Source organism: Pseudoclavibacter endophyticus (assembly GCF_008831085.1).
Classification (GTDB): domain Bacteria; phylum Actinomycetota; class Actinomycetes; order Actinomycetales; family Microbacteriaceae; genus Pseudoclavibacter; species Pseudoclavibacter endophyticus.
Genome location: NZ_WBJY01000001.1, coordinates 384,949 through 410,995, shown reverse-complemented (window position 1 = coordinate 410,995; position 26,047 = coordinate 384,949). Strand labels below are relative to the sequence as shown.

At 72.1% G+C, this 26,047-nt stretch carries 22 protein-coding genes; 12 read left to right on the top strand and 10 right to left on the bottom strand.

Going from position 1 to position 26,047, the window contains the following annotated elements:
* Positions 1-2 precede the first annotated feature (2 nt).
* Genes F8O04_RS01765 through F8O04_RS01755 form a run of 3 tightly spaced genes read left to right on the top strand, consistent with a single transcriptional unit; the run spans position 3 to position 2,046 of the window.
* A complete protein-coding gene (locus F8O04_RS01765; RefSeq protein WP_158027596.1) occupies positions 3-305 on the top strand; it encodes a transcriptional regulator in 303 nt (100 codons plus the stop codon).
* A complete protein-coding gene (locus F8O04_RS01760) occupies positions 302-1,186 on the top strand; it encodes an ABC transporter ATP-binding protein (protein ID WP_158027594.1) in 885 nt (294 codons plus the stop codon). Before F8O04_RS01765 ends, F8O04_RS01760 begins: the two co-directional genes overlap by 4 nt.
* Positions 1,183-2,046, top strand: a complete 864-nt coding sequence (locus tag F8O04_RS01755; protein ID WP_158027592.1) for an ABC transporter permease — start codon at positions 1,183-1,185, stop codon at positions 2,044-2,046. The genes F8O04_RS01760 and F8O04_RS01755 overlap by 4 nt, the downstream gene beginning before the upstream one ends.
* Before the next feature lie 97 nt (positions 2,047-2,143).
* Here the strand turns inward: F8O04_RS01755 and F8O04_RS01750 are convergent, their stop codons facing one another.
* The 5 genes from F8O04_RS01750 to F8O04_RS01725 form a co-directional block, all read right to left on the bottom strand.
* Entirely contained in the window at positions 2,144-3,337 is a 1,194-nt protein-coding gene (locus F8O04_RS01750; protein ID WP_158027590.1) for a cysteine desulfurase family protein, read from the bottom strand.
* A gap of 232 nt (positions 3,338-3,569) precedes the next feature.
* Positions 3,570-4,442, bottom strand: a complete 873-nt coding sequence (nadC, locus tag F8O04_RS01740; RefSeq protein ID WP_158029048.1) for a carboxylating nicotinate-nucleotide diphosphorylase — start codon at positions 4,440-4,442, stop codon at positions 3,570-3,572.
* Between the two features lie 56 nt (positions 4,443-4,498).
* Positions 4,499-6,286 (bottom strand): L-aspartate oxidase, encoded by a 1,788-nt coding sequence (nadB, locus tag F8O04_RS01735; protein ID WP_225734813.1) that lies wholly within the window; start codon positions 6,284-6,286, stop codon positions 4,499-4,501.
* Complete coding sequence (gene nadA / locus F8O04_RS01730; protein WP_158027588.1) at positions 6,283-7,683, bottom strand: quinolinate synthase NadA; 1,401 nt, start codon at positions 7,681-7,683, stop codon at positions 6,283-6,285. The genes nadB and nadA overlap by 4 nt, the downstream gene beginning before the upstream one ends.
* A gap of 141 nt (positions 7,684-7,824) precedes the next feature.
* Positions 7,825-8,661, bottom strand: coding sequence for an NUDIX hydrolase (locus F8O04_RS01725; protein WP_158027586.1), 837 nt, complete (start codon positions 8,659-8,661; stop codon positions 7,825-7,827).
* 98 nt (positions 8,662-8,759) lie between these two features.
* Here F8O04_RS01725 and F8O04_RS01720 point away from each other — a divergent pair, with 98 nt between their 5' ends.
* The 4 genes from F8O04_RS01720 (at position 8,760) to F8O04_RS01705 (ending at position 14,502) form a co-directional block, all read left to right on the top strand.
* Positions 8,760-9,599, top strand: a complete 840-nt coding sequence (locus F8O04_RS01720; RefSeq protein WP_158027584.1) for an exodeoxyribonuclease III — start codon at positions 8,760-8,762, stop codon at positions 9,597-9,599.
* 66 nt (positions 9,600-9,665) lie between these two features.
* Entirely contained in the window at positions 9,666-10,739 is a 1,074-nt protein-coding gene (locus tag F8O04_RS01715; RefSeq protein WP_158027583.1) for a 3-oxoacyl-ACP synthase III, read from the top strand.
* A gap of 59 nt (positions 10,740-10,798) precedes the next feature.
* Positions 10,799-13,525, top strand: coding sequence for an alpha/beta fold hydrolase (locus tag F8O04_RS01710; protein WP_158029046.1), 2,727 nt, complete (start codon positions 10,799-10,801; stop codon positions 13,523-13,525).
* On the top strand, positions 13,522-14,502 hold the full coding sequence (locus tag F8O04_RS01705) for an NAD-dependent epimerase/dehydratase family protein (protein WP_158027582.1): 981 nt from the start codon (positions 13,522-13,524) through the stop codon (positions 14,500-14,502). The genes F8O04_RS01710 and F8O04_RS01705 overlap by 4 nt, the downstream gene beginning before the upstream one ends.
* Before the next feature lie 72 nt (positions 14,503-14,574).
* Here the strand turns inward: F8O04_RS01705 and F8O04_RS01700 are convergent, their stop codons facing one another.
* Positions 14,575-16,200 carry a protein adenylyltransferase SelO gene (locus F8O04_RS01700; RefSeq protein ID WP_158027581.1) on the bottom strand — a complete coding sequence of 542 codons (1,626 nt, stop codon included), beginning with the start codon at positions 16,198-16,200 and terminating at the stop codon, positions 14,575-14,577.
* 42 nt (positions 16,201-16,242) lie between these two features.
* Positions 16,243-17,916, bottom strand: coding sequence for a serine hydrolase domain-containing protein (locus F8O04_RS01695; RefSeq protein WP_158027580.1), 1,674 nt, complete (start codon positions 17,914-17,916; stop codon positions 16,243-16,245).
* Between the two features lie 107 nt (positions 17,917-18,023).
* Between F8O04_RS01695 and F8O04_RS01690 the strand changes: the two genes are divergently transcribed.
* Together F8O04_RS01690 and F8O04_RS01685 are read left to right on the top strand one after the other, a co-directional pair.
* The gene (locus F8O04_RS01690) at positions 18,024-18,599 is read left to right on the top strand and encodes a nitroreductase family protein (RefSeq protein ID WP_158027579.1); all 576 of its coding nucleotides are present in this window, start codon (positions 18,024-18,026) and stop codon (positions 18,597-18,599) included.
* Between the two features lie 82 nt (positions 18,600-18,681).
* Positions 18,682-19,293: a nitroreductase family protein gene (locus F8O04_RS01685; RefSeq protein ID WP_158027578.1), complete on the top strand. Its 612-nt coding sequence runs from the start codon at positions 18,682-18,684 to the stop codon at positions 19,291-19,293.
* A 44-nt stretch (positions 19,294-19,337) separates the two neighbouring features.
* Here the strand turns inward: F8O04_RS01685 and F8O04_RS01680 are convergent, their stop codons facing one another.
* A complete protein-coding gene (locus F8O04_RS01680; protein WP_158027577.1) occupies positions 19,338-21,509 on the bottom strand; it encodes an ATP-dependent Clp protease ATP-binding subunit in 2,172 nt (723 codons plus the stop codon).
* A gap of 134 nt (positions 21,510-21,643) precedes the next feature.
* Complete coding sequence (locus F8O04_RS01675) at positions 21,644-22,222, bottom strand: TetR/AcrR family transcriptional regulator (protein ID WP_158027576.1); 579 nt, start codon at positions 22,220-22,222, stop codon at positions 21,644-21,646.
* Positions 22,223-22,328: 106 nt separating this feature from the next.
* Between F8O04_RS01675 and F8O04_RS01670 the strand changes: the two genes are divergently transcribed.
* A complete protein-coding gene (locus tag F8O04_RS01670) occupies positions 22,329-22,976 on the top strand; it encodes an NAD(P)H-dependent oxidoreductase (protein WP_158027575.1) in 648 nt (215 codons plus the stop codon).
* Positions 22,977-23,010: 34 nt separating this feature from the next.
* Here F8O04_RS01670 and F8O04_RS01665 read toward each other — a convergent pair whose 3' ends face one another.
* On the bottom strand, positions 23,011-23,919 hold the full coding sequence (locus F8O04_RS01665; RefSeq protein WP_158027574.1) for a Cof-type HAD-IIB family hydrolase: 909 nt from the start codon (positions 23,917-23,919) through the stop codon (positions 23,011-23,013).
* A gap of 190 nt (positions 23,920-24,109) precedes the next feature.
* Here F8O04_RS01665 and F8O04_RS14720 point away from each other — a divergent pair, with 190 nt between their 5' ends.
* Both F8O04_RS14720 and F8O04_RS14715 read left to right on the top strand, forming a co-directional pair.
* Positions 24,110-25,531, top strand: coding sequence for a hypothetical protein (locus F8O04_RS14720; protein ID WP_188726336.1), 1,422 nt, complete (start codon positions 24,110-24,112; stop codon positions 25,529-25,531).
* Between the two features lie 10 nt (positions 25,532-25,541).
* A complete protein-coding gene (locus F8O04_RS14715) occupies positions 25,542-26,027 on the top strand; it encodes a DUF1990 family protein (RefSeq protein ID WP_188726337.1) in 486 nt (161 codons plus the stop codon).
* Positions 26,028-26,047 lie beyond the last annotated feature (20 nt).

Genomic DNA, 26,047 nt, shown 5'->3' with positions numbered 1-26,047 from the left:
AGATGGATCAACTCGACCCCGTCATCCACGCCCCAGCACGGCTGCGCATCATGACGACGCTCGACGAATCGCTCGCAGACGACGACAGCATGACGTTCCCGCGCTTGCGCGAGCTGCTCGACATGACCGCCGGCAATCTCACGACGCACCTCGCGAAGCTCGAGGCCGCCGGATACGTCGGCATCGAGAAGGCCTTCGAAGGGCGCAAACCCGTGACCCGCATCTCGCTCACGCTCGAGGGACGCGCCGCCTTCCGCACCTACCGCACGACCCTGCTCGACCTGATTGGAGGAACATCCTCATGACTCTTCCCGTCTCAGTCCAAAACGCATCCAAGTCGTTCGGCGATGTCGTCGCCGTCGACGATGTCACGCTCGATCTGCGCGCCGGTGAGTGCCTCGGCATGCTCGGTCCGAACGGCGCGGGGAAATCGACCCTCCTCTCGCTGCTGCTCGGGCTGCGTCGGCCGACCGCGGGCAGGGTGCTGCTCTTCGGCGGCGACCCTGGCGACCCGGCATTCCGGCAGCGGGTCGGCTCGACGCCGCAGCGGTCCGCGGTGCCGGAGGCGCTGCGGGCGCGCGAGGCGCTCGAGATCGTCTCGGCGCACTACGTCACGCCGACGCCGGTCGACGACATCATCGACGAGTTCGGGCTCGGCGAGGTGGCGCGCAAGCAGTGCGGCTCACTGTCGGGCGGCTGGCAGCGGCGGCTCGCCGTCGCGATGGCCTTCGTCGGCACTCCGTCGCTCGTCGTTCTCGACGAGCCGACGACGGGCCTCGACGTCGAGGCCCGCACGACCCTGTGGGATGCGCTGCGGGCGCGGCATGCCGCCGGCTGCACCATCATCGTCACGAGCCATCATCTCGAAGAGATCGAGGCGCTTGCGCAGCGGGTCGTCGTGATGGACGGCGGACGCGTCCTCGCCGACGATGATCTGCCGGCCGTCCTCGCCCGCGTCTCGAGGCGGCGAGTGGCGCTGCGCGCCGACGTGCGGCAGCTCGAGTCGCTCGACGCAGCATCTGACGTGCGCGCGAGCGATGACGGTCGCGCGACCGTGCTGACCGCTGACGCCGACGCGTTCGTCCGCGAGCTCGTCGCGTCGGGCATCCCGTTCTCGGACCTCGCCGTGCGCGGGGCGACACTCGAAGAGGCCTTCCTCACCATCACGAAGGGCAGTGAACGATGACGACGCTCAGCCAGCACGACCAGCAGCCCGCGACACCGTCGCACAGCTCACCGCCGCCTCGCGGGCGGCCCGGCGGCGCGCCTGCCGCAGACGCCGATCGGGCGCTCGTCGGCGGTGTCGGCCTCGCGGTCACCCACGCGAAGTGGATCCTCATCGAGACGTTCCGGGTGCCGATCGCCTGGATCGGCGGGATGCTCTTTCCCGTACTCGCCTTCTCGTTCTTCGCGCTGCCAATCCCGGCGGTGCGCGACGACAGTGCCGCGGCGATGCAGGCCATCGTGTCGATGATGGTGTTCGGGTTCCTGGCGAACGGCCTGTTCTCGTTGGGCCTGGAGCTCGCGTCGCAGCGCGCGAAGCCGTGGGCGCCGTACCTTCGCACGCTGCCCGGCCGCCGGGGCGCGCGCATCGTCGGGCTCATCACCGCGACGCTCGTCACGGCCCTGATCTCGGTGGTCCCCGTGCTCGTCGTCGGTTTGCTGTTCACTGCGGCGGCGCCCGATCCCGGGCGGCTCGCGCTGGGAATCGCCACCGTCGTGGCGACCTCGGTCCCCGCGGCCCTCATCGGCCTCATCATCGGCACGACGTGCGGCGAGAAGGCGGCAATCGCCGTGACGCAGCTCGTCATGTTCGTGATGGCGTTCGCGTCCGGCCTGTTCCTGCCGCCCATGATGTTCCCGGCGTGGCTGGAGGTCGCGACCCGATTCCTGCCGGTTCGTGCGGCGCGCGAGCTGAGCCTGTCAGTCGCGACCGGGACGCCGGTCGAGTGGTGGATGCTCGTGTCGTTCTTGGTCTGGACGGTCGTGCTCGCCGTCGTCGGCGTCGTCCTGTTCCGGCGCGACGAGGGCCGTCGCTTCCGGTAGGAGTTCGGCCAGAACGCGCCGTCGCTGACCGGTCCCGTTGCGCATTGCCCCGCCAGCGTCCCCTCGGCGCTCAGTGGACGATCGCCCCTCGGATCGGTCAGGGTCGGCGCGAGGGGCCGCCGACAGCGGCGACCGACGCCGCAACCGCGTCGGCGACCACGCCGAGCGGCTCGTCCCAGCTGTGGGGCAGGGTGAACCGCACCGATGTCTGCGCGATCTCGGGCGGAATCCCGAGTGCGACGAGCACGTGCGACGGCTCGTCGCTCCCGGCGGCGCACGCCGAGCCGCTCGATGACACGATGCCGCGTCGCTCGAGTTCGAGCAGCACTGCTTCGCCGCTCGTGCCCTCGAAGGTGAAGCTCGCGGTTCCCGGCAGTCGATGCTCGGGGGCGCCCGTCAGCCTCGCGGTCGGCACGAGCGCGAGCACCCGCCCGATCAGGTCCCTGCACAGCGCCCCGACCCTCGCGGCCGCCGCCACGCGCTCTGTCTCGGCCAGCTCGAGCGCGGTCGCGAGCGCGACGGCGCCGGCGACGTCCTCCGTGCCGCTGCGGCGGCCGCGCTCCTGCCCTCCCCCGTGCAGGAGCGGCTCCACGGGCACACGTCCCCGCACGGCGAGGGCTCCCGTTCCCTTGGGCGCCCCCAGCTTGTGCCCGGCGATCGAGAGCGCGTCGACCCCCAGGTCGCGCGCCGAGAGCGGCAGCCACCCGGCCGCCTGCACCGCGTCGACGTGCACGGGCACGCGAGCCCGTGTGTGCGACGCGCCCGCGCCACCCGCCGCGCGAACCGCCGCGACCGCCTCGCTGACCGCCGAGACGTCTTGCACGGTCCCTACCTCGTTGTTCGCGTACCCAAAAGTGACGAGCGCGGTGTCGGCGCGCACGGCATCCGCGACCGCGCCCGGATCGAGTCGCCCCTCCCCGTCGACGGGCACCCGGGTCACCTCGAAGCCGTGCAGTCGCTGGAGATAGGCAGCCGACTCGAGCACCGACTCGTGCTCGATCGGCGTCGTCACGAGGTGACGCGCCCCGCGCTGCTGCAGGGCCGCGAGCGCGATGCCCTTCACGGCGAGGTTGTTCGCCTCCGTGCCGCCAGAGGTGAACACGACATCGCCGGAGCGCATGCCCAGGATGCTCGCCACGCGTCCGCGTGCATCGGCCAGCGCCCGCGCGGCCGCCTCACCGATCGTGTGGTGACTCGACGGGTTGCCGAACGCGTGCGTGAGGTAGGGCAGCATCGCCTCGAGCACCTCGGGGCGCACGGCCGTGGTTGCGGCGTTGTCGAGGTAACGCACGATCAGGCACCAGCCCCGGCACCAGCACCAGCACCAGCACCGGCACCGGCACCGGCCCCGGCCCCGGCCCCGGCCCCGGCCCCGGCGGATCCCGTGTCAATCTGCGTGCACCAGGCGCCCGACACGCCGAGCATTCCCCCGACCGGGGCACCAGCCGCACTCCATTCGCCGCGAGCCCCTTCCGCCCAGTGCGAGGCGGGCGGCGACGCGATGCGCCGGGCGGCCGACGAGGTCACGCGCGATCCCCGAGGTCGTCGTCGATCCCGACATCGAGCCCGAGGTCGAGGGCCGGGGCCGAGTGCGTGAGGACGCCCACCGAGATCACGTCGACGCCGGTCTCGGCGATCGCCCGCACCGTGTCGAGCCGCACGCCGCCCGATGCCTCGACGATCGCGCGGCCGGCGACCTGCTCGACGCCGGCCCGCAGCTCGTCGAGCGAGAAGTTGTCGAGCATGATCGTGCCGATCCCCGCCGCCAGCACGGGTTCGATCTGCTCGCGCCGGTCGACCTCGACCTCCACGTGCGTCGTGTGCGGCAGGCGCTCGATGGCCTCGCGCAGCGCATCCGTCACGGGCCGGCCGCTGCTCGCGAGCACGGCAAGGTGGTTGTCCTTCACCATGACCGCGTCGGACAGCGAGTATCGGTGGTTGCGGCCCCCGCCGTCGACGACGGCCTGCCGTTCGAAGGGGCGCAGGCCGGGCGTTGTCTTGCGGGTGTCGACGATGCGTGCGCGGGTGTGCGCAACCTCGGCGACGTAGCGCGACGTGAGCGTGGCGATGCCCGACATGCGCTGCACGAAATTGAGGCCGATGCGCTCGGCCGTCAGCACGGCGCGGGCGGGTCCGCGGACCGTCGCGAGCACGGCGCCCCGCTCGAAGCGCTCGCCGTCGGCGACGCGCTGTCCGATCGTGACGGCCGGGTCCGTGAGCCGGAACGCCGCCGCGAACACCCGCCCGCCGCTGAACACCCCGGGCTCCCGGGCGACGAGCTGCGCCTGCGCCACGACGGTCTCGGGCAGAAAGGCCGAGCTCGTCAGGTCACCCCAAGGCGCGTCCTCGTCGAGGGCGGCGGCGACGACCCGGTCGATCGTGGCTGAAGACAGGATGCGCATCCCGGCGGTCATGGTCATGCTTCGGCTTCCGTTCGTGGTCGTGCGGGCCGTCATGCGGCCTCAGGGTCTCGCGGTCGCCGCAGGGCGGCAGCCGCATCGGGCAACGGCATCGACGCCGCGGCGGTCGCGTCGCGGGCCGGGCGGCGGTCGTCGCTGCGGAAGTGGGCGCCGATCGACCCGCTCCGCCGCAGCGCCGCGTCGACGAGGTGCGCCGCGACGAGCAGGAGATTGGCGTCTTCGCGGATGAGAACGTCGTCGGCGGACGGGCCTTCGCGGGCGGCCTCGTCGCGCCACGCACCGATCTGGCGAGCGGCGTCGTCGAGATGATCAGCGTCGCGTACGAGCCCCGCGTGGTTCCACATGAGGCGCTGGAGGGCTTCGCGCGAGAAGGGACAGTCCGTCCTCGGCGCATCACCGCACGGCCTCGCTCCCGCGGGCCCCTGGCGAGCGGCGGGCGCCGACGGCGTCACGGCACGGGAACGGGCTCCTCCAGCCCCGGCGGGGCGGGGCCCCAGCGGGGCGCCGCGCCCTTGCCGCTCGGCACCCGCGGCGATCGCGGCAGCCGCCCGCGCCCCGAAGACCGCGCCCTCGAGCAGCGAGTTCGAGGCGAGGCGGTTCGCGCCGTGCACGCCCGTGCGGGCGACCTCGCCGACCGCGTAGAGGCCCGGGATCGAGGTACGCCCGTGGAGGTCGGTCGCGACGCCGCCCATGAGGTAGTGCGCGGCGGGCGTGACCGGTATCGGCTCGCGACTCCAGTCGAGGCCCCGCTCGCGCACGACCCGGTCGATGGTCGGGAATCGTCGCGCTAAGAACGCCGCGGTGGGCTCTCCTCGCCCGAGCCGCGTCGCGTCGAGCCGCACCGGCCGCCCACCCTGTGCCGCCATGCGCTCGGCGATCGCGCGCGCGACGATGTCGCGGGGCGCGAGCTCGCCGTCGGGGTGGGCGCCGAACGCGAATCGCCGGCCCGTCTCGTCGACGAGCGTCGCGCCCTCGCCCCGTACGGCCTCCGACACGAGGAACGCGTCGACGCCGAGCGCCGGCGCGGCGGGAAGCGACGTCGGGTGGAACTGGACGAATTCGAGGTCCTCGACGCGCGCGCCGGCACGGATCGCCGCCGCGATGCCGTCGCCCGTCGCGACTGCCGGGTTCGTCGTGTGCGCGAACAAGTGACCCGCGCCGCCCGTCGCCAGCACGACCGCGTCGGCCGCGAGTGCGAGCCGCCCGCCGTCGACGAGCAGCTCGACGCCGCGCGCGCGAGCGGCGTGATGGGGGGACTGGACCGAGGACGAATCGGGGAGCGACGCGTCGAGGATCACGTCGACGAGGAATGCGTGCTCGATCACCTGGACCGTGCCGCGCGCCTCGGCCTCCCGCAGCCGCGCGACGAGGGCCCGCTCGATCGCGAGCCCGGTTGCGTCGCCCCCCGCGTGCAGCACCCTCGGGTACGAGTGCGCGGCCTCCAACCCCTTCACATAGGAGCCGTCGTCGCCACGATCGAAGTTGACCCCCGCGTCGATGAGATCGCGAATGCGATCGGGCCCCTCCTCGACGAGCACGTGGACGGCGTCGCGGTCGCTCAGGCCGGCGCCGGCGACGACCGTGTCGTGCGCGTGGTCGTCGGTCCGGTCGTCGCCGAACATGACGCCCGCGATACCGCCCTGCGCGAAGCGCGTGCTGCCGTCGTCGAGGGATGCCTTGGTCGCGACCGTCACGCGGCACCCGGCGGATGCCGCACCAAGCGCCGCGGTCAGGCCGGCGATCCCGCTGCCCACGATCACGACGGCCGGCCCCGGATCGCGGTCGTCCACGCGCCGCGCCCGCGGGGTCGCGCGGGTCACGGCCTGACCGTCGTCCTCGGAGCATCCACCCCCGCGGCGGCACCCGCGAGCGCGCCCGGTGCGTGCGGCTTCGCCGCGAGCATGCGCTCGAGCGCCACGCGCGCCGGGGCGGCGACATCGTCCGGCACCGTGATGCGGTTGTGCACGGTGCCGGCGACCAGGCCCTCCAGCACCCACGCGAGGTAGCCGGGGTGGATGCGGTACATGGTCGAGCAGGGGCACACGACGGGGTCGAGGCAGAAGATGGTGTGCTGCGGGTACTGCGCGGCCAGGCGCTGCACGAGGTTGACCTCGGTGCCGATCGCGAACGTCGTCGGCTCGGTCGCGGCGTCGATCGCGCGCCGGATGTAGTCGGTCGAGCCCGACTCGTCGGCCGCGTCGACGACGGGCATGGGGCACTCGGGGTGCACGATCACGCGCACGCCCGGGTGCTCGTCACGCGCCCGCGCGATCTGGTCGACCGTGAAGCGGCGGTGCACCGAGCAGAATCCGTGCCAGAGGATCACGCGCGCATCGCGCAGCTCGTCCTCCGCGTTGCCGCCGAGGGGGCTGCGCGGGTTCCACATTGGCATCTGATCGAGCGGCACGCCCATGGCCTTCGCGGTGTTGCGGCCAAGGTGCTGGTCGGGGAAGAAGAGCACACGCCGGCCCCGCTCGAACGCCCACTCGAGCACGGTTCGCGCGTTGGACGACGTGCACACAATGCCGCCGTTGCGTCCGACGAACCCCTTGATGGCCGCCGACGAGTTCATGTAGGTGACGGGAACGACGGGCACGCGGCCGTCGTCGCCCACAGCATCCATGTCGCCGTAGAGGTCCTCGAGCTGCTCCCAGCAGTCTTCGACCTGGTCGATGTCGGCCATGTCGGCCATCGAGCAGCCGGCGGCGAGATTCGGCAGGATCACCGCCTGCTCGGGTCGCGAGAGCAGGTCGGCGGTCTCGGCCATGAAGTGCACGCCGCAGAACACGATGGACTCGGCCTCCGGGCGGCTCCTCGCGGCCCCCGCGAGCTGGAACGAGTCGCCGACGTGGTCGGCGTGGCGCACGACCTCGTCGCGCTGGTAGAAGTGGCCGAGTACGACGACGCGGTCGCCGAGCGTCCGCTTGGCGGCCATGATGCGCGCGTCGAGCTCGTCTTCGCCCGCCTCGCGGTACTCGACGGGCAGCTCGCCCTGGCGGGGAGCGCCGGCCGGGATGACGTCGCCCATCGAGGAGCCCGGGCCGTACCCGGTTCTGGCGTCGAAGTCCCACGGGCCGGCCGCCAGGTCGGTGTTGCAGGTCTCGGCCGTCGACCGGCCGTCGACGATGGCGCGGATGACGTGTTCGACCGAGGCGTCGGCGGAGGCGTCGGCCGGTGGGTCGGGGCGGGTGGTGAGGGGCAGGAACGTTGCGGGCATGGTGCTCTCGATTCGGGGGCCTCCGGCATCCGTGCCGGCGGGATGGTCTGATCGTTGTGGTGGATGCCGCTGAACGGCGAGGGATGCTGCCGTCGATGGCGCCGCGCGACGGCCGAGCGGGCTGGGTTGGCGCGGGCCGGGCTAGGGGCTCTGGCCCAGCGGGCCGCGGCTCGCGAGCTCGAGCGTGTCGTCGTAGCGGTAGAGGCGGGCGGGGCGGTGGCTGCCCGTGCGGAAGCGGTCGGTGGCGATGAGTCCGCCCGCGCTCTCGGCCTGGCGCCGGAAGTTCGCCGGGTCGAGGCGTTTGCCGAGGATCGACTCGTAGACCTCGCGGAGCTCGGCGAGGGTGAACTCGTCGGCGAGGAGCCCGTGCGCGATGCGGCTGTAACCGACCTTGTTGCGCAGGCGCCACAGCGCGTACGCGACGATGTCGTTGTGGTCGAATGCGAGGCGTGGGAGCGCGTTGGCGTCAAACCAGGCCACGTTTTCGGGGGCGGCGGCGGCCGCGACCTCTTCATGGCGCAACAGTGCCCAGTACACGATCGACACAACGCGCGTTGTCGATCGGTCGACGGCGCCGAAGGCGTACAGCTGCTCGAGGTAGCTCGGCATGAGGCCGGTCGTTTCGGCAAGCGTGCGCGATGCTGCCTCGTCGAGGCCCTCGGCGATGTCGAGCCAGCCGCCCGGCAGCGCCCATCGTCCCTCGTAGGGCTCACGCAGGCGCCGTACGAGCGGGATCACGACGTCTGCCGATGGCGCGTGCGCCCTGTCGCCGGCCAGGCGGCCCCCCGCCTGCCGGCCCGCTCGGCCCACACGGTCCTCGCGCGAGCCGACGGCGTCGCTGTCGCCCCGTCGAAGCGTGAAGATGACCGTCGACACGGCGACCCGCGTCGCGTCGCCGCCGCGCTCGCGCGAGTCGTGCTCGCGCGGCGATGCGGATGCCGCCGTCGGCTTCGGCGCCGCGCCCGGGGTTCGTGTCATGGTGACCCTAACGTCGTTCGCGGCAGCTTAAAGTCATACCGACCAAAAGGCAAGCGTCGCGGCCGCCATCACGCCGGTACCAGCGATACCGTGGAGCAATGCGCATCGCCACCTGGAACGTGAACTCCGTCCGGGCCCGCACGGGCCGCATCGTCGACTGGCTCGAGCGCGCCGACATCGACGTGCTCGCCATGCAAGAGACGAAGTGCAAGGTCGACCAGTTCCCCGTCGGGGCCTTCGAGGAGGCGGGCTACGAGGTTGAGGTGCACGGCACCAACCAGTGGAACGGCGTCGCCTTCGCCAGCCGCCTCCCCATGAGCGAGCCCCGTGTCGGTTTCGCCAACATGCCCGGATACGCCAACACGCCCCCCGAGTCGGGCGAGCTGCCGCTTGAAGCGCGTGCGCTGGGGGTGACGGTCGAAGACGTGCGCCTGTGGTCGCTGTACGTGCCGAACGGCCGGGAGCTCGGGCATCCCCACTACGCCTACAAGCTCGCGTGGTTGCGCGCACTCCTCGACGACACCGTCGCGTGGCTCGGGGAGCACCCCGACGAACCGCTCGCGCTCATGGGCGACTTCAACATCGCCCCGCTCGACACGGATGTGTGGGACATGGCCGCGTTCGACGGGCTGACGCACGTCTCACCGCCGGAACGCGACGCGTTTCAGGCGTTGCTCGATGGCGGCCTCGTCGATGTCGTCCGCGACCGCGGCGAGGAGGGATTCACGTACTGGGACTACAAGGCCGGCCGCTTTCAGCGCAACCACGGCATGCGCATCGACTTCATCCTCGGCTCGGCGGCGTTCGACGAGCTCGTCGTCGACGCGTCGATCGAGCGCGACGAGCGCGGCGGCGATGCCCCGAGCGACCACGTGCCGGTGGTCGTGGAGCTCGACATCGAGACCTCGATGGACGACGACCGCCCGATGATCTTCTAGCCGCCATCGAGACCGCCGCGACGCCACTCACGACAAATCCCGAAGTTCGACGCGACCGGCCTCGTTATGCTGTTCCGCTATGGCGGCCGATCCCCTGTGGTCGCAGCGGGAGAAGAAGTGACAGGCAACGCGACAACTCGATTCAGCAACGTCGCACTCTTGTCGGTTGCCAGCGAGCTGCCGAGCAGAGTGACGACGTCCGATGACATCGAAGACCATCTCGCGGCAGCCCTCAAACGGCTGAAGCTGCGCAGCGGGCTGCTGCGGCGGGTGGCGGGCGTGCTCGAGCGCCGCAACTGGGCGACGGGCGAGTCGGCCGACGACGCGACCGTCGTCGCGGGCCGGCGCGCACTCGCCCACGCGGGTGTCGATGCGGGCGACGTCGGCCTGCTCATCAACACCTCGGTCACCCGGAAGCACCTCGAGCCGTCCGTCGCGGTGCGACTGCATCACGGTCTCGGCCTGCCGACCTCCGCCATCAACTTCGACATCGCCAACGCCTGCCTCGGCTTCGTCAACGGCATCAGTCTCGCGGCGGGCATGATCGAGTCGGGCCAGATCCGCTATGCCGTGATCGTCAACGGCGAAGACGCCGACGACATCCAGGTCAACACGGTGGCCCGGCTTCAGCGCGAGGGCATCGACCGTGAAGGCTTCATGAGCGAGTTCGCCTCGCTCACCCTCGGCTCCGGCTCGGCCGTCGCCGTGCTGGGGCGGGCCGACGAGCATCCGGCCGGGCATCGTGTGCTCGGCGGCGTCACCCGCGCGGCGACCCAGTTCCACGACCTGTGCGTCGGCAGTGTCGATGGCATGTTCACCGACGCGAAGGCCCTCCTCAAGGGCGGCCTCGACCTCGTCGTTTCGGCGTGGAAGGAGGCGGGCACCGAGTGGGACTGGAAGTCGATGGACCGCTACATCACCCACCAGGTGTCGACGGTGCACACGAACGCGATCGTCAAGGCCGTGAAGCTCGACCGCAGCCGGGTGCCAACGACCTTCCCCCACCTCGGGAACGTGGGGCCGGCGTCGATTCCCATCACCCTCGCGGAAGAGCAGTCGTCGCTGCGCAAGGGCGACCGCGTGCTGCTCATGGGCGTCGGCTCCGGCCTGAACACCGCGATGATGGAGCTTGCTTGGTGAACGAACCCGCTTCGCTGCCGCCGACAGGCCTCCCGGGCCTCGATTCGCGATACAGCCGGATGCTGACGGTTCCGCCAGCGGCGAGCGGCGGTGGCGGGGCGGCCGGGCCGAGTGCTGGCGACGAGACAACGTGGCACTACCTCGACACGGGCGACGCGCTCGCCGAGCTCGGCGCGCCCGTCGTCGGCACCGTCCTCGCGGTGCACGGCAACCCGACCTGGTCGTACCTGTGGCGTTCGCTCGTGAGCGCGTCGGTCGCGGCGGCCGAGGCCGGCCGGCCGGCCTGGCGGGTCGTCGCCGTCGACCAGCTCGAGATGGGGTTCTCCCAGCGCAGCGGCGAGCATCGCACGCTCGCGCGGCGCGTCGCCGACCTCGGCGCGTTCACCGACGCGCTCGGGCTCGGGCGCGGCGACGACGAGGGCGGCGCCGGCGGCCGCGCGCCGGTCGTCACGATCGGCCACGATTGGGGCGGCGTCATCTCGCTCGGTTGGGCGATCGATCATCCGCACCTACTGGCCGGTGTCGCGCTCCTCAACACGGCCGTGCACCAACCGGCGGGCACGCCGATTCCCGCGCCGCTGCGCCTTGCCCGCGCGCGCGGCGTGCTCGAGGCCTCTGCCGTCGCCACGACGGCCTTCCTCGACACGACGCTCACGCTCGCGTCGCCGCCGCTTGCACGGTCGGTCAAGGCCGCCTATCGGGCGCCGTATCGCACGGCGAACCGGCGGCGCGGCATCGGCGGATTCGTGCGCGACATCCCCGTGGACGCGGCCCACCCGAGCGTCCCCGCACTCACCCGAATCGCGGCCGGCGTCGCAGACCTCGCGGTTCCCGGGCTCATGCTCTGGGGGCCGAACGACCCCATCTTCAGTGATCGGTACCTCGACGATCTCACCGACCGACTTCCGCGCGCCGACGTCCACCGGTTCGAGGGGGCGAGCCACCTCATCGCCGAGGAGCGGCCCTACGCGGAGGCCGTGCTCGCGTGGCTCGAGGAACGTGTCGCTTCGCCGCCGGCATCCCTCGTGACGCCGTCCTCCCCGGCACCTCGTGGAGCGGCCGAAGACCACGCCGATGCCTTCAGACCGATCTGGCACGGCATCGAGGCGCGCGCCGACGATGACGACATCGCCGTCATCGACATGGCAGGCCGGTCCGCGGGCGCCCGCGGCGCCGCGCACGAGCACGAACCCCGTCGCGTCACGTGGCGGCAGCTCGCCACGCGCGTGAACGATCTCGCCGCCGGCCTGCACCGGCTCGGCGTACGCCGCGGCGACCGCGTCTCGGTGCTGGTGCAGCCCGGGCCGACCCTCACGGCCGTCCTCTACGCGTGCCTTCGGATCGGCGCGGTCGTCGTCGTGGCCGACGCCGGCCTCGGCGTCAGCGGTCTCACCCGCGCGGTCAGGGGCGCGTGGCCCGACGTGATCATCGGCGGACGACCCGGCCTCGCCGCCGCGCGCGCGCTCGGCTGGCCCGGCATCCGCATCGCCGCCGAGCACCTGCCGCGGTACGCCGCCTCGGCGCTCGGCGTCTCGCACAGCCTGCGCCAGGTGGCCACGCTGGGTGCGGCGGCGGGCGCCGCCGTCCCCGCCCCGCCCGGCCCGGAGCACGACGCCGCGATCCTGTTCACGTCGGGGTCGACGGGCCCGGCCAAGGGCGTCGTCTATACCCACCGTCAGCTCGCCGCACTGCGCGACGGGCTCGCCGCCCACTTCGACGTCACGCCTGCGACCGGTCTCGTGACGGGCTTCGCCCCGTTCGCGCTCCTCGGACCGGCCCTCGGAACGCGTTCGGTCACGCCCGACATGGACGTCTCGTCGCCCCGCACGCTCACGGCGCGCGCGGTCGCAGCGGCACTCCGGGCATCCGGTGCCCGCATCGTGTTCCTCTCTCCGGCGGCCATGCGGAACGTCGTCGAAACGGCCCGCGAGCTGACTCCGGACGACCGGCGCGCGCTCGAGCGAGTGCGCACCTTCCTCTCGACCGGCGCGCCAATCGGGGCGAGCCTGCTCGCGCGGGCCGCCGAGCTCATGCCGAACGCGACGCCGCACACGCCCTACGGGATGACCGAGTGCCTGCTCGTCACCGACGTGACGCTCGATGGCATCCTGTCGGCCGCCGACGCTCCCGACGAGGGCGTGTGCGTCGGCACGCCGATCGGCGAGGCCCGCGTGCTCGTGAGCGCGCTCGACGGCGACGGCCGCGCGACGGGCGCCCCGAGCGACGTCCCCGGAGTGCTCGGCGAGCTCGTCGTCTCGGCGCCGCACCTCAAGTCGCACTACGACCGCCTGTGGATCACCGACCGCGAGGCGGTGCGCGGCACGGGCACCATCGAGCCGACCGAGCCCGCGATGCCTGCGTCGCGGGCCGAGCGCTGGCACCGCACGGGCGACATCGGCCACCTCGACGAGCAGGGCCGCGTGTGGGTCGAGGGGCGCGTGCAGCACGTCATCGTGACGGCCGACGGGCCAGTCGCGCCGGTCGGGCCCGAGCAGGCGGTCGAATCGGCCGAGGGCGTTCGCCGCGCCGCCGTCGTCGGCGTCGGCCCGCAGGGCCTTCGCCAGGCGGTCGCCGTCGTCGAGACCGAGTCTCGAGCGCAGCGCCCGCAGCTCGCCGACGCCGAACTTGCCGCCCGCATCCGGGCGAAGGCGCCGCTCCCACTCGCGGCCGTGTTCGTGGTGCCGAGCCTGCCGACCGACATCCGCCACAACTCCAAGATCGATCGCACACGCCTCGCGGCCTGGGCCGATGCAACGCTCGCCGGCCGGTCGCCGGAGGCGCCATGACCGTGCTCGTCACGGGAGCATCCGGCTACCTCGGACGTGCCGTCGCGGCGGAGTTGCTCGCCGCCGGACACGACGTGCGCACGCTGCAGCGGCGCCCCTCAGGGGCAGCGGGAGCGGTCGACACCCTCGGTTCGGTGACCGACCGGGCCACGGTCGAGCGCGCGGTCGGCGGGGCGGATGCCGTTGTGCACCTCGCGGCCAAGGTCTCGCTCGCGGGCGAGGCGGCCGAGTTCCGCGCCATCAACGTCGACGGCACTCGCACGCTGCTCGATGCCGCCGAGCGAGCCGGGGTGACGCGCTTCGTGCAGGTGTCGTCGCCGTCGGTCGCGCACGCCGGCGCGGCACTCGCGGGGGTCGGCGCCGAGCCCGCGTCGCCTGAGCACGCGCGCGGCGAGTACGCGCGCACAAAGGCGGAGGCCGAGCTGCTGGCGCTCGCCCGTGACGGTGTCAGCGGCATGCGCGTGGTCGCCGTGCGCCCGCACCTCGTGTGGGGTCCCGGCGACACGCAGCTCGTCGAGCGCATCGTCGAGCGGGCGCGCCGCGGCACGTTACCGCTCCTGAACGGGGGCACGGCGCTCATCGACACGACCTACGTCGACAACGCCGCAACCGGGATCGTGGCGGCGCTCCACCGCGCCGACATGGCCCACGGCAACGCGTACGTGCTCACCAATGGCGAGCCGCGACCGGTCGGCGACCTGCTCGGCGGAATTTGCCGCGCCGCGGGCGTTCCGGCCCCCAGGGTCAGCGTTCCCGCGGCCCTCGGGCGCATCGCCGGAGCGGCGGTCGAGTGGGTCTGGACCGTGCGGCCGGGCGTCGATGAGCCGCCGATGACGCGATTCCTGGCTGAGCAGCTCTCGACCGCGCACTGGTTCGACCAACGCTCGACGCGCCGCGACCTCGACTGGGCGCCGACCGTCTCGATCGACGAAGGGCTCCGCCGGCTGGCGAAGCACTACGGCACGGGCTCAGACTGAATGGGTCGCGCAGGGCTCGCGGGCCTCTGAGGCCTCATCTTCATCGCACGCCCACGAGCCGCAGAAGCCGGCCTACGTGCCGCAGAAGGTCGTATACGGCCCGAAGTCGGCCGGCGCGGGCTCGGCGTACCGCGCCAGGCCGGGCCGCACGTCGAACGGCTGCCGCACCGCCGCGAGCAGGCGCTCGAGCGGCCCGAGGTCGGCCTCGTCGCTCGCCGCGGCGAGCGCCTCTTCGACCAGGTGGTTCCGCGGGATGTAGGCCGGGTTCACCGCGTCCATCGCCTCCCGGTCGGGTCCGAGAGCGCGCCAGCGCTCGGCCCACCGCTCGAACGCCTCCGGCTCGGGGAAGAGCGAGCGCGCCGGCGTGCCGCGTCCCGAAGCGGCGTGCGCGCCGAGGCCCCGAAAGAACTGCGTGTAGTCGGCGCGCGCGGCCGTCATGAGGTCGAGCACGCCGGTGATCACCGGCCGCGCGTCGTCGAGCGCGACGTGGGCGAGACCGAGCTTGGCGCGCATCCCCCGCTCGTACGTCTCTGCGTACTGCGGCCCGAAGCGCTCGAGGGCCGCCGTCGCGAGCTCGACGGCGCGGATTTGCCGCGCCTCGGCGTCGGCGCGCCGCTCGCTTTCGGCGCCCTCGTCGTCGGCGGCCTCGTCGCCTCGCTCCCTCGCGTCGGCGCGAGCGTCGGCGTCGGCGGCCGCGGCGATCGCCTCGTCGCGGGTGAGCGGCAGGATCGGCAGCAGCGCCTCGGCGAAGCGCGCCAGGTTCCACTGCACGATCGACGGCTGCTGCCGGTAGGCGTACCGCCCGTTCTGGTCGATCGAGCTGAACCAGAGGCCCGGATCGAAGGCGTCGAGGAAGGCGCACGGCCCGAAGTCGATCGTCTCGCCCGACACGGTCGTGTTGTCGGTGCTCATGACGCCGTGCACGAACCCCACATGCATCCACGCCGCCACGAGCTCGGCCTGCGCGGTGACGACGTGCTCGTAGAACGCGAGGTACGGATGCTCCGCTTCCGCCGCCTCGGGCGCGTGACGCTCGATGGCGTGGTCCGCGAGGCGCCGCAGCACCTCCAGGTTGCCGGAAGCGCTCGCGTACTGGAACGTGCCGACGCGCAGGTGGCTGCTCGCGACGCGCACGAGGAGCGCCCCCGGTTCGAGCCCCTCGCGCCGCACGAGCCGGCCCGTGCCGATGACCGCGAGCGCGCGGGTTCCCGGGATGCCGAGCGCGTGGAACGCCTCGCCCATGATGAACTCGCGAAGCATCGGCCCGACGGCGGCGAGCCCGTCGGCGCCGCGCGAGAACGGCGTTGCGCCCGACCCCTTCAGGTGGATGTCGCGCAAGCGTCCCGCGCGGTCAGTGACTTCGCCGAGGAGGAGCGCGCGACCGTCGCCGAGGCGGGGCGTGTACATGCCCCACTGGTGGCCGGAATAACCCTGCGCGACGGGCGTGACGCCCTCCGGGAGGCGGTTGCCGGTGAGGAACGCGAGCCCCTCTTCACTGCTCAGCGCTTCGGCGTCGACGCCGAGCTCGTCGGCCAGCGTGTCGCTGAAGGCGAGCAGGCGTGGATGCTCGACCTCGGCGGCACGCCACGGCACGGCGAGCTCCGGGACATCGGTCGCGAAGCGGTGCTGCAGCGCGATCGGGGAGTTGCTCACGGGGGCACTCGAGGGTGCTCCCGCGGTGGGGGTGTTGACATCCATGCCGTCACGCTACGCCTCGCGCCTCCGTACTCCCGCAGACGTTTACCCGCCTGCGCCGGCGTCCGTTCTCGGGCACGTCGCGGTGAGCGCGGCATCGATCGTCTCCCACGCGGGTCCGAGCCTGGGGTCGCCGCCGTAGTCGACCGGCGACGCCGTCCACGAGAGCGTCACCTGGCGCATCCCGTCGGGGCTCGACATCGAGAGGATGCGATAGCCGAGGCCCGAGCCGAGGTGGCCGTACGTCATGCCGGGTTCGCCGATCTGCGGGAACTGGCTGACCGCCGGCCCCGCGTCGCCTGGCGTCGCGGAGGGCGTCGGATCCTCGCCGGCGCTGTCGCCGCCCCCAACCTGAGCGCCTTCACCGTCGGGTCCGACAGCATCGAGAGCCGCGTCCCCGGCGTCGGCGTCGTCGTCGTTCGTCGGGCCCGGCGGCGTCGCGAAGACCGGATCACCGGGAGGGCACGGGTCGGCGTGGCCCTGCACGCCGATGCCGTACCCGGCCTGGTTGAGCTCGAGCGCCGTGCGGAGTTCGTCGGCGTGCACGTACGCGCCCTGCATGAGCCCCCGGTAGAACGAGTTCACATCGCCCACGGTCGAGACGATGCCGCCCGCGCCCGACCAGAGCGAGGCCGACTGCGTCGAGACGTCGATGTACACGCCCTCGAGCTCGAAATAGCCGTGGGCGCCGCCCTCCGGCAGCGTCGCGTCGCCCGGCAGCGAGGTCGCCTCGAGACCGCCGCCCTCGGCGATGCGCTCCTGGATCACTCGCTCGATCGGGTCACCCGTGATCTGCTCGATGAGCAGCGAGAGCACGAGGTAGTTCGTGTTGGAGTAGTTGAAGGCGCCGCCCGGCCGGCTCGGCCACGGCTCGGCCGCCACGCGGCCGATGAGCTCGTCGAGGTCGTAATCGCCGCCCAGGGTCGACGGCAGCTCGGCGAAGTCAGTCAGCGGGAACGTGCCGATGTAGTCGGGCACGCCCGCCGTGTGCTGCGCGAGCATGCGAGGCGTCACGATCGTGGTCGGGTCGAGGATCGGGGCGCCATCCGCGTCAAACGCGACATCCGACCCCTCGACGGCACCAGGCGGCACCTCATCGGGAACCGAAGCGTCCGGGTCTGGAGCCGGCGCCGTCCAATCGGGACCGGTGGGCACGGGCGAGGGCTCGAGCGTGAGGTCCGGGCCGGATGCTCCGGTCGCGTCGGGGACCGCGGCGTCGCCCTGACCGCCGGCCCCGTCGTCGACTTCGCCAAGCTCGACGACCTCGCGGCCGAGTGTCAGGTCGGGCAGGTACTCGGCGATCGGCTCGTCGAGGTCGAGTCGCCCCTCGGCGACGAGTTGCAGCAGAATCACGCCAATCATCGACTTCGTGACGCTCGCGATGCGAACCGCGGCGAGCGGGTCCGGCCGCTCGTTGCCCGTCACGCTGATGACGCCGAGGGCGTGACGCCACACCTCGTCGCCGTCGCGCACCTCCACGAGCACGGCCGGCGCGCCGGCAGCGAGCATGGCATCCATTCCCGCCTCGATGGCGGCCGTGTCGAACGTCGCCTCCTCGGTCGGGACGGGCGGCGGGTCCTCCAGCGGCGCCGGCCGGGAACTGCACGCGGCGAGGACGGCGACGAGGCAGCACACCATGAGCGCGCCCGCAAGACGGTGCGCGAGTTCGCCGAGCCGGAATAGGCTCGGGGCTTCGAGAGTTCTGCTCTGGGGGCGCACAGCGCGACCATTGTGCACGAGCCAAGCTGCGACGCGACCGAGACAGGGCGGGTGCTGGCCGGCATCGGCCGCAGCACCCGCCACCGGAGCCAGCAGGAAGGACCGCCGTGACGACGCCCCGCAACGCCACCACCCATCCGATCGCCCCCGCGCTCGCCGAACGCTGGAGCCCGAGGGGCTTCGACCAGCGCCATGAGCTGTCGGCCGACGGGCTGCGCAGCGTCCTCGAGGCGGCCCGCTGGTCGCCATCGTCGGGTAACTCACAGCCATGGGCGTTTGCCGCCGGGCGCCGCGGCAGCGAGACGTACGACGCGATCGCGTCAACGCTCACGGGGTTCAATCGGGTGTGGGCGCCGCGGGCCTCGGCCCTCGTCGCGTTCATCGCCCGCACCGAGCGCGACGGCACGACCTACCGGTGGGCCGAGTACGACCTCGGCCAGTCGGCAGCGCACGCGACCGTGCAGGTCGAGCACCTCGGGCTCGTCGCTCACCAGATGGGCGGCTTCGACGCCGATGCGCTGCAAGCCTCGCTCGAGCTGGGCGACGAGCTGGTGCCGATGGCGGTCATGGCGATCGGCGCCCACGATGCGTCGGACGACGTGCCCGAGGCGATCCGCGAGCGCGACGCCCGCGCCCGGTCGCGGCGCGACCTCGACGACCTGCTCGTACGGCCGCTCGACTGAGCCGCCACCTCGCCGCCTGGCCGGCGACAGCCCACCGCAGCACCACAGGATTCCCAACCATTCCCGATCCGAAAGGACACGCATGACAACGAGCCAGCTCCAATGGGCTGAACCCACCGAGATCCGCAACCCGACCTCGGCACCGATCGCGCCGCTGCTGGCGGCCCGCTGGAGCCCGAAGGGCTTCGACCCGACGCACGTGCTGAGCGACGAGCAGCTGACGAGCATCGTCGAGGCTGCCCGCTGGGCGCCGTCGATGCAGAACTCGCAGCCCTGGCGTTTCATCGTCGGCCGTCGCGGTACCGAGACCTTCGCGAAGATCGAAAACGGGCTCATGGCGTTCAATCAGGGCTGGACCTCGCGCGCCTCCGCCCTCGTCGTGTTCTGCAGGACGCCGGTCTCGGCCGATGGCAAAACGTTGCCGTACGCCGACTACGACCTCGGCCAGGCCGCCGCGCACTTCACGGTTCAGGCCGCCAAGCTTGGCCTGAGCCTGCGCCAGATGGGCGGGGCCAACTTGGCCGCGATCGCCGAGAGCTTCGCCCTGCCCGAGTCGATCGCACCGAAGTCGGTTGCGGCCCTCGGCGTGTACAGCGACGACGCGGGGAGCATCGACGAGAAGACGCGTCAGGCGGATGCCGCCGAGCGCACGCGTCTGCCGCTCGACGAGCTCTTCGCGGTGCCGGCCGAATAACCGACGCCACCCCCGCCCCCGAGGGGCGGGGGTGCGCCGCGGTCTTATTCGACCGCGGCCTCGTGCGGCGTCGCCGACTGCACGACGAGCCCGTCACCGTCGGACGCGACCCTGGCGCGCACGGCGTCGCCGTCGCGGATCGCGCCGGCCAAGAGGCCGCGCGCGAGCCGATCGTCGACCTCCCGCTGCATGAGCCGCCGCAGGGGCCGCGCGCCGTAGATCGGGTCGTAGCCGCGCTCGGCCAGCCAGGCACGGGCGTCGGCATCGACGTCGAGGGTGAGCCGCCGCTCGGCGAGACGCCGCTCGAGGCGGTCGACGTAGAGGCCGACGATCCGCGCGAGCTCATCCTCCGTGAGGGCGGAGAAGACCACGATGTCGTCGAGCCGGTTGACGAATTCCGGCTTGAACGACTGCCGCACGAGCGCCATGACGCGCTCCTCCTTCTCGGCGTCGCCGAGCATCGGATCGACGAGATACTGCGAGCCGAGGTTCGACGTGAGGATCATGATCACGTTGCGGAAGTCGACCGTACGCCCTTGGCCGTCGGTGAGCCGGCCGTCGTCGAGCACCTGCAGCAGCAGGTCGAATACCTCGGGGTGCGCCTTCTCGACCTCGTCGAACAGCACGACCGAGTACGGCCGTCGACGCACCGCCTCCGTGAGCTGGCCGCCCTGCTCGAAGCCGACGTACCCCGGGGGCGCGCCGACGAGCCGCGCGACGGAGTGCTTCTCGCCGTACTCGGACATGTCGATGCGCACGATGGCCTTCTCGTCGTCGAACAGCAGCTCGGCGAGCGCCTTCGCGAGCTCGGTCTTGCCGACACCGGTCGGGCCGAGGAACAGGAAGGATCCCGTCGGCCGGGCCGGGTCACCGATGCCCGCCCGCGAGCGGCGGATCGCGTCGGCGACCGCGCGCACCGCCCGCTCCTGCCCGATCATGCGCGTGCCGAGCTCGCGCTCGAGGTGGAGCAGTTTCTCTTTCTCGCCCTGCAGGAGGCGGCCGACGGGAATGCCGGTCCACGCGGCGACGACGTTCGCGATGTCTTCGTCGGTCACGTGGTCGTTCACGAGCTTCGGCGACTGATCTTCGGACGCTTCCGCCTCGGCGAGCTGCTTCTGGATGCCGGGCAGTTCGCCGTACAGCAGCCTCGAGGCAAGCTCGAGATCGCCCTCCCGCTGGGCGACGTCGGCACGGCCGCGCAGCTCATCGAGCCGCTCCTTGAGCTCACCGATCCGGTTCAGCCCCTTGCGCTCTTCGTCCCAGCGCTCCGTGAGCGCGTCGAGCTCGGTCTGCTTGCCCTCGAGTTCGACGCGAAGCGCTGCGAGCCGCTGCTGCGACGCCTCGTCGCTCTCCTTCTTGAGGGCGAGCTCCTCGAGTCGCAGGCGGTCGACCTGCCGCTGCAGCGTGTCGATCTCGACGGGCGCCGAGTCGATCTCCATGCGCAAGCGGCTGGCCGCTTCATCGATGAGGTCGATCGCCTTGTCCGGCAGCTTTCGGCCCGTGATGTAGCGGTTCGACAGTTGCGCAGCCGCGACGAGCGCGCCGTCGGCGATCGCCACGTGGTGGTGGGCCTCATACCGCTCCTTGAGGCCACGAAGGATCGCGACGGTGTCCTCGACGCTCGGCTCGCCCACGAAGACCTGCTGGAAGCGTCGCTCGAGCGCAGCATCCTTCTCGATGTACTCCCGATACTCGTCGAGCGTCGTCGCGCCGATGAGCCGCAATTCGCCGCGGGCGAGGAGCGGTTTGAGCATGTTCGCAGCGCTCACGCTCGACTCGCCGCCACCGGCTCCCATGAGAATGTGGAGCTCGTCGATGAACGTGATGACGCGCCCCTCGGCCTCATTGACCTCGGCCAGGACGGCCTTGAGCCGCTCTTCGAAGTCACCGCGGTATTTCGCACCGGCGATGAGGGCCGAGATGTCGAGTGCGACGAGCTCTTTGTCTTTCAGCGACTCGGCGACGTCGCCGGCGACGATGCGCCGCGCGAGCCCCTCGACGACGCTGGTCTTGCCGACGCCGGGTTCGCCGATCAGCACGGGGTTGTTCTTGGTACGCCGCGTGAGCACCTGGCTCACCCGGCGGATCTCGGCGTCGCGCCCGATCACGGGATCGAGTTTTCCGGCGCGCGCGAGGTCGGTGTAGTTCACACCGAACTGTTCGAGTGCGCTCTTGGCGTCCTCATTCGGAGCCTGAGCGCCTTGCATGTTTGCCATCTGGCGCCTCCCTTACAGGTTGAAGTCAGTGCACTCAACACACTTGAGTGCAGGTGACTCAAGTCTAAGGCAGTGGACGCTGCGATGACAGCCCTCAGCACCACTCTCGGCGGATACCGAGGCGGCCGGGAGCGCTACGCCGAGAGGCCCAGCATCGACCCGAGCGAGCCGGGCACGACCTCCCGCGGCAGGTGCCCAGCAGCCACGAGCACCGCCAGGCCGTGCACGAGACTCCACAGGGCGGCGGCGAGCTCTTCGACGCGCGCGTCGTCGGCGTCGGGCACGAGCTCGCCGACCGCCTCGCGGAGGAACGCCTCCGTCGCCTCGATGAACGGACCGGTCACGGGGTTCGGCTCTCGCGGATCGCAGATCTCCGGGTCGAAGATGACATCGAACAATCCGGGGCGATCGATGGCGAAGTCGACGTAGGCGAGGCCGACCGCCGCGACGCGTCCGCGCGCACCCGTCGCCCCATCGCGCGCGGCGGTCATGGCGGCGAGCAGGTCGCGCAGGCCACGCGCGGCGACCGACTTCAAGAGGCCCTGACGATCACCGAAGTGGTGATAGGGGGCGTTGTGACTCACACCGGCCCTGCGCGCGACCTCGCGCAGGCTCACCCCGGAGGTACCCCGCTCGGCCAGTACCTCGAGCGCGGCCTGCTCGAGGACGGGCGCGAGGCGGCCGTGATGGTATGGCGCATCCGATCTTGACACAGTCAATATCGTACGCCTATGTTGACAATGTCCAATTCTTGGGCACTGTCAAGATGGCACGCACCGGGCGCTCGAGCATCCGGTCGTCCCTCATCGAAAGGAAGCCATGAGCGAAACACTCGTCATCGACGGCCACCCGAATGCCACGAGCTTCTGCGCCGCCATTGCGCAGTCGTACCTGCGCGGTGATCCGGCGGCCAGGCTGCTGCCGCTGCGCGACCTCGAGTTCGACGTGCACATGCGGCACGGCTACACCAAGCGCATGCCGATCGAGCCCGACCTCGCCGACGCCCGCGAGGCCATCCGGCGGGCCGAGCACCTCGTCGTCGTAACACCCGTGTGGTGGCGGTCGACGCCCGCGCTGCTCAAGGGGTTCCTCGACCGAGCACTGCTGCCGCAGGAGGAGTACCGGTACACCGATCGCGGCCTGCCGGAGGGCCTGCTCAGCGGCCGCAGCGCCCGCGTCTTCATGACCTCCGACACGCCGCTCGCGCTCCAGCGCCTCATGCCCGACACGCGGTTGAACTCGCTCACGAAGGGAACGCTCGCGTTCTGCGGTCTCTCGCCCGTGCGCGCCACCCGGTTCGCCCCGGTCAAGGGCGCCTCGGCCGAGCGGCGGGCGCAGTGGCTCGAGCGGGTCGAGCGCATCGCCCGCGAGGAATCAGCGTCGGTCAGGGGCGGCCAGCGCTCGGGAACCCCTGAGGGGTCGGCAGAGCCGACCCGATCGAGCACGGCGGGCGCGACCGCCAGCTGAGCCCGTCACGTCGGCGCCACCCTCGGCCCTCACCTCACGCCAGCCCCAAACCGAGCCCGAGGGAGGCGTCGAGTGCCCTCAGCACGCCCCGGTCGGTGTTCGGCGGGGCGAGGTATGACGCCGCGCGCACCACGTCCGGGTGGGCGCCGGCCATCGCGACCGAGAATCGAGCCTCGGCGAGCATCTCGAGGTCGTTCCGGAAATCACCGAACGCCATCGTCTGGTCTCTCGTGATACCGAGCTCATCGCGCAGTTGCCGGAGTGCCGCGCCCTTGTTCGTGCCGGCCACCATGATGTCGACCCAGTGGCGACTCGACAGCACGACCTGCGCGCCGCCGAGGCGCTGCATCGCCGGAAGGACGTTGGGCTCGGCATCGTGCAGCTCGAACACGGCCACCTTCACGATCTCGTCGTGCGCGAGGGGGCCATCGTGCGCGAGGAGATCAGGAACGCGCGCGAGCTCGAGGTAGTACGGCATGGCCGCCTCGAGGAACCGGTCGTCGGTGCGCTCGACGTACGCCGACCGCTTTCCGCACAGCACGACGCCGCAGTCCGCGTGCGCCTCCCCCACCTCGCGGGCGAGGCGCACGGCCTCCGCAGCCGTGCCGGGCTCGATCGTGCGGCTCGCAAGTTCGCGTCCGTCACGCACGACGTAGCTGCCGTTCTCCGCCAGGAACACCATGCCATCGCTCACCCGGTCGAAGTGGTCGCGCAGTGCCGCGTACTGCCGGCCGCTCGCCGGGGCGAACGCGATCCCCCGCGCGCGCAGCGCCTCGAGCACCTCCCACAGGCCGTCGGGGAGCTCGCCGTCGCCGTCGAGCAGCGTGCCGTCCATGTCGACGGCCACGAGCCGCACGTCGGTTGTCTGCTCGGGGCTGGGAAGGTGCACTCGGGCGGCGGAATGCTCACTCGTCGCGGTGCCCGCCGGTTCGGATCGCGTCATGGGTCGCCTTTCGTCGGGGACCCCACCCTCCCATGGCAGGGCGACCAGTTCACCGCGACCGACTCCGTGGCCGTGCCTTCGGGGCGCAGGATTGCGCACGCACCTCGATCCGCGTCCGCCGCGCCCCGATTCCGAACCCCGAAGGAACGCGTTCGGCTGGGCGCCGCCGAGTTCCGGTATCTTTCCGTCGATGTCCCGACGACGCCTCCAGCGCCCCCTGCGCAGCCACGCCGGCGACCTCGACGAGCTCGTCGCGCTCGCCTCGTCCGCCAGCGTGACCACGGCCGCCGGTGTCGATCCCGACCGCGTGAGGACGAACGCGGGCACGACGCTCGGCTCGGCGCTAGCCGGGCTTCAGCGGCGGCTGGTCGACGCTCCCCCGCGGCCCGCGGTCGTGCGCGTCTGGTGGGCCGGGCTGAGCGACGACGCGCGCGGCGTGCTCATCGGCCACGCGGCGCTCACGGTGGGGAATCTCGACGGCATCCCCTGGCCCGCGCGCGTCGACGCCAACCACCGCACGCTCGCCGCGCACATCGCCCGTCGCGAGGGGGCGCGTCGGGGCGGTCTCCGTCGGTTGTCGCATCGCCGCGAGACCCGAGCCGAGCTGCTCGCGCAGCGACTCGACGCTCTCTCGAGCGGCCCCGGTCTCGTCTCCCGAGCGGGGCGGCTGCGGTTTTTGCTCGCCTTCGATCCCGAGCGCAACGCCATCGTCGAGTACGTCGGCCACGGGATCGCCGAGACCGACGACCCGTTCGCTTCACCCATCGCCCCAGGGGTCGAGGCCGTCGCCGTGTTCGTCCCCGGCAACGACGCCGACCTGTTGCAGTTCGAGGCGAAGGCTCACACGATGAGCGAACTCGTGCACGCCGGGGCTCCGGGCACGACCGGACTCATCGTTTGGCAGGGCAGCACGTTTCCGCGAGGCCCGCTCGGGCTCGGCTCGGCCGCCGCGGCCAGGCTCGGGCGCAGATTCGGCGCATTCGTCAACGCTGTTCCGCGTGCCCCCGGCGTGCGGTTCGTGGCATTCGGCTTCAGCTTCGGCGGCAGCGTGGTGGGAACTGCGATGCGGCTCGGGATGCGCGTCGACGCGGTCATGCACGTCGCCAGCGCGGGGCTCGGACCGGGTGTGCGGTCGCTGGCCGACTATCCGGCAGCCGGGCGCGTGCCGCACGCGTCACTGCTCGCTCCCGGCGATGTCGACGTGGCGCCGTACCTGGGCATCGACCTGCCGCGCGGCCCGCACGGACTGGGGCACGGTGCCGATCCGACCACGGCGCCCGGGGTGGTCCGACTCGAGACGGGCTTCGAACGGCACGTGCCGCGCGGCGGCGATCGCACGGCGGGGCGGGCCGCCGGCATCCTCCGCGGCCACGTCACGCTGCTCGAGCACTGGGGTACGACGGCGAAGCACGCCATGCGCGTGGTGCTCATCGGCGGCGAGGCCGAGCTCGCGGCGCCGCGCACACGACTCGAGCGCGTGTGCGAGCGGCTCGGGCTGCCGTGGTCGCCGCTCCAGCGCCCCGGTTACGTGCCCAGGTTCACGACGTTTCAGGGCGGCCCCGATGGGCACGGCCCCGCGGAGCGCGACGCCCGGGCGCAGGCGAACGGCTGAGGGGGCGACGATGCACGCACGGTCAACGACATCGCGGGCGGTCGAGCTCGCCTACGGCGCCGATATCGGGTTCGCGCGCGACCTGCCCGCGGCCCGCGCCGCCCTCCTCGACTGGCGGGCGCATCGTGGCGCCGGCCTTCGCGTCCGCACGAGCGGCCCGGCCGCCGTCGGGCGACGGGTCGAGCTCTCGTTGGGGCCTGCACGGCTCGGCCTCGGCGGCGTCGATGTGGTGACCAACCTCACCGACGAGCCCGGCCGAACATCTATGACCTATGAGACGCTGCCGGGTCATGCGGAGCGAGGCACGCAGACGTTCACGCTGAGCGTCCGCGGCGACCGGCTGTTCCTTCTCGTCACCTCGCGCTCCGTCACGGAGAGCCGTCTGCTTCGAGCGGCGGGCGGCCTGAGCCGGCTCGCGCAGCAGTGCATGGCCATGCGCTACGTGGCCGCGCTGCGACGCGCTCTCGAACAACGAGATCACGCACGGCGCCGGTAGCCGCCGTGCGGCCTGCGCAC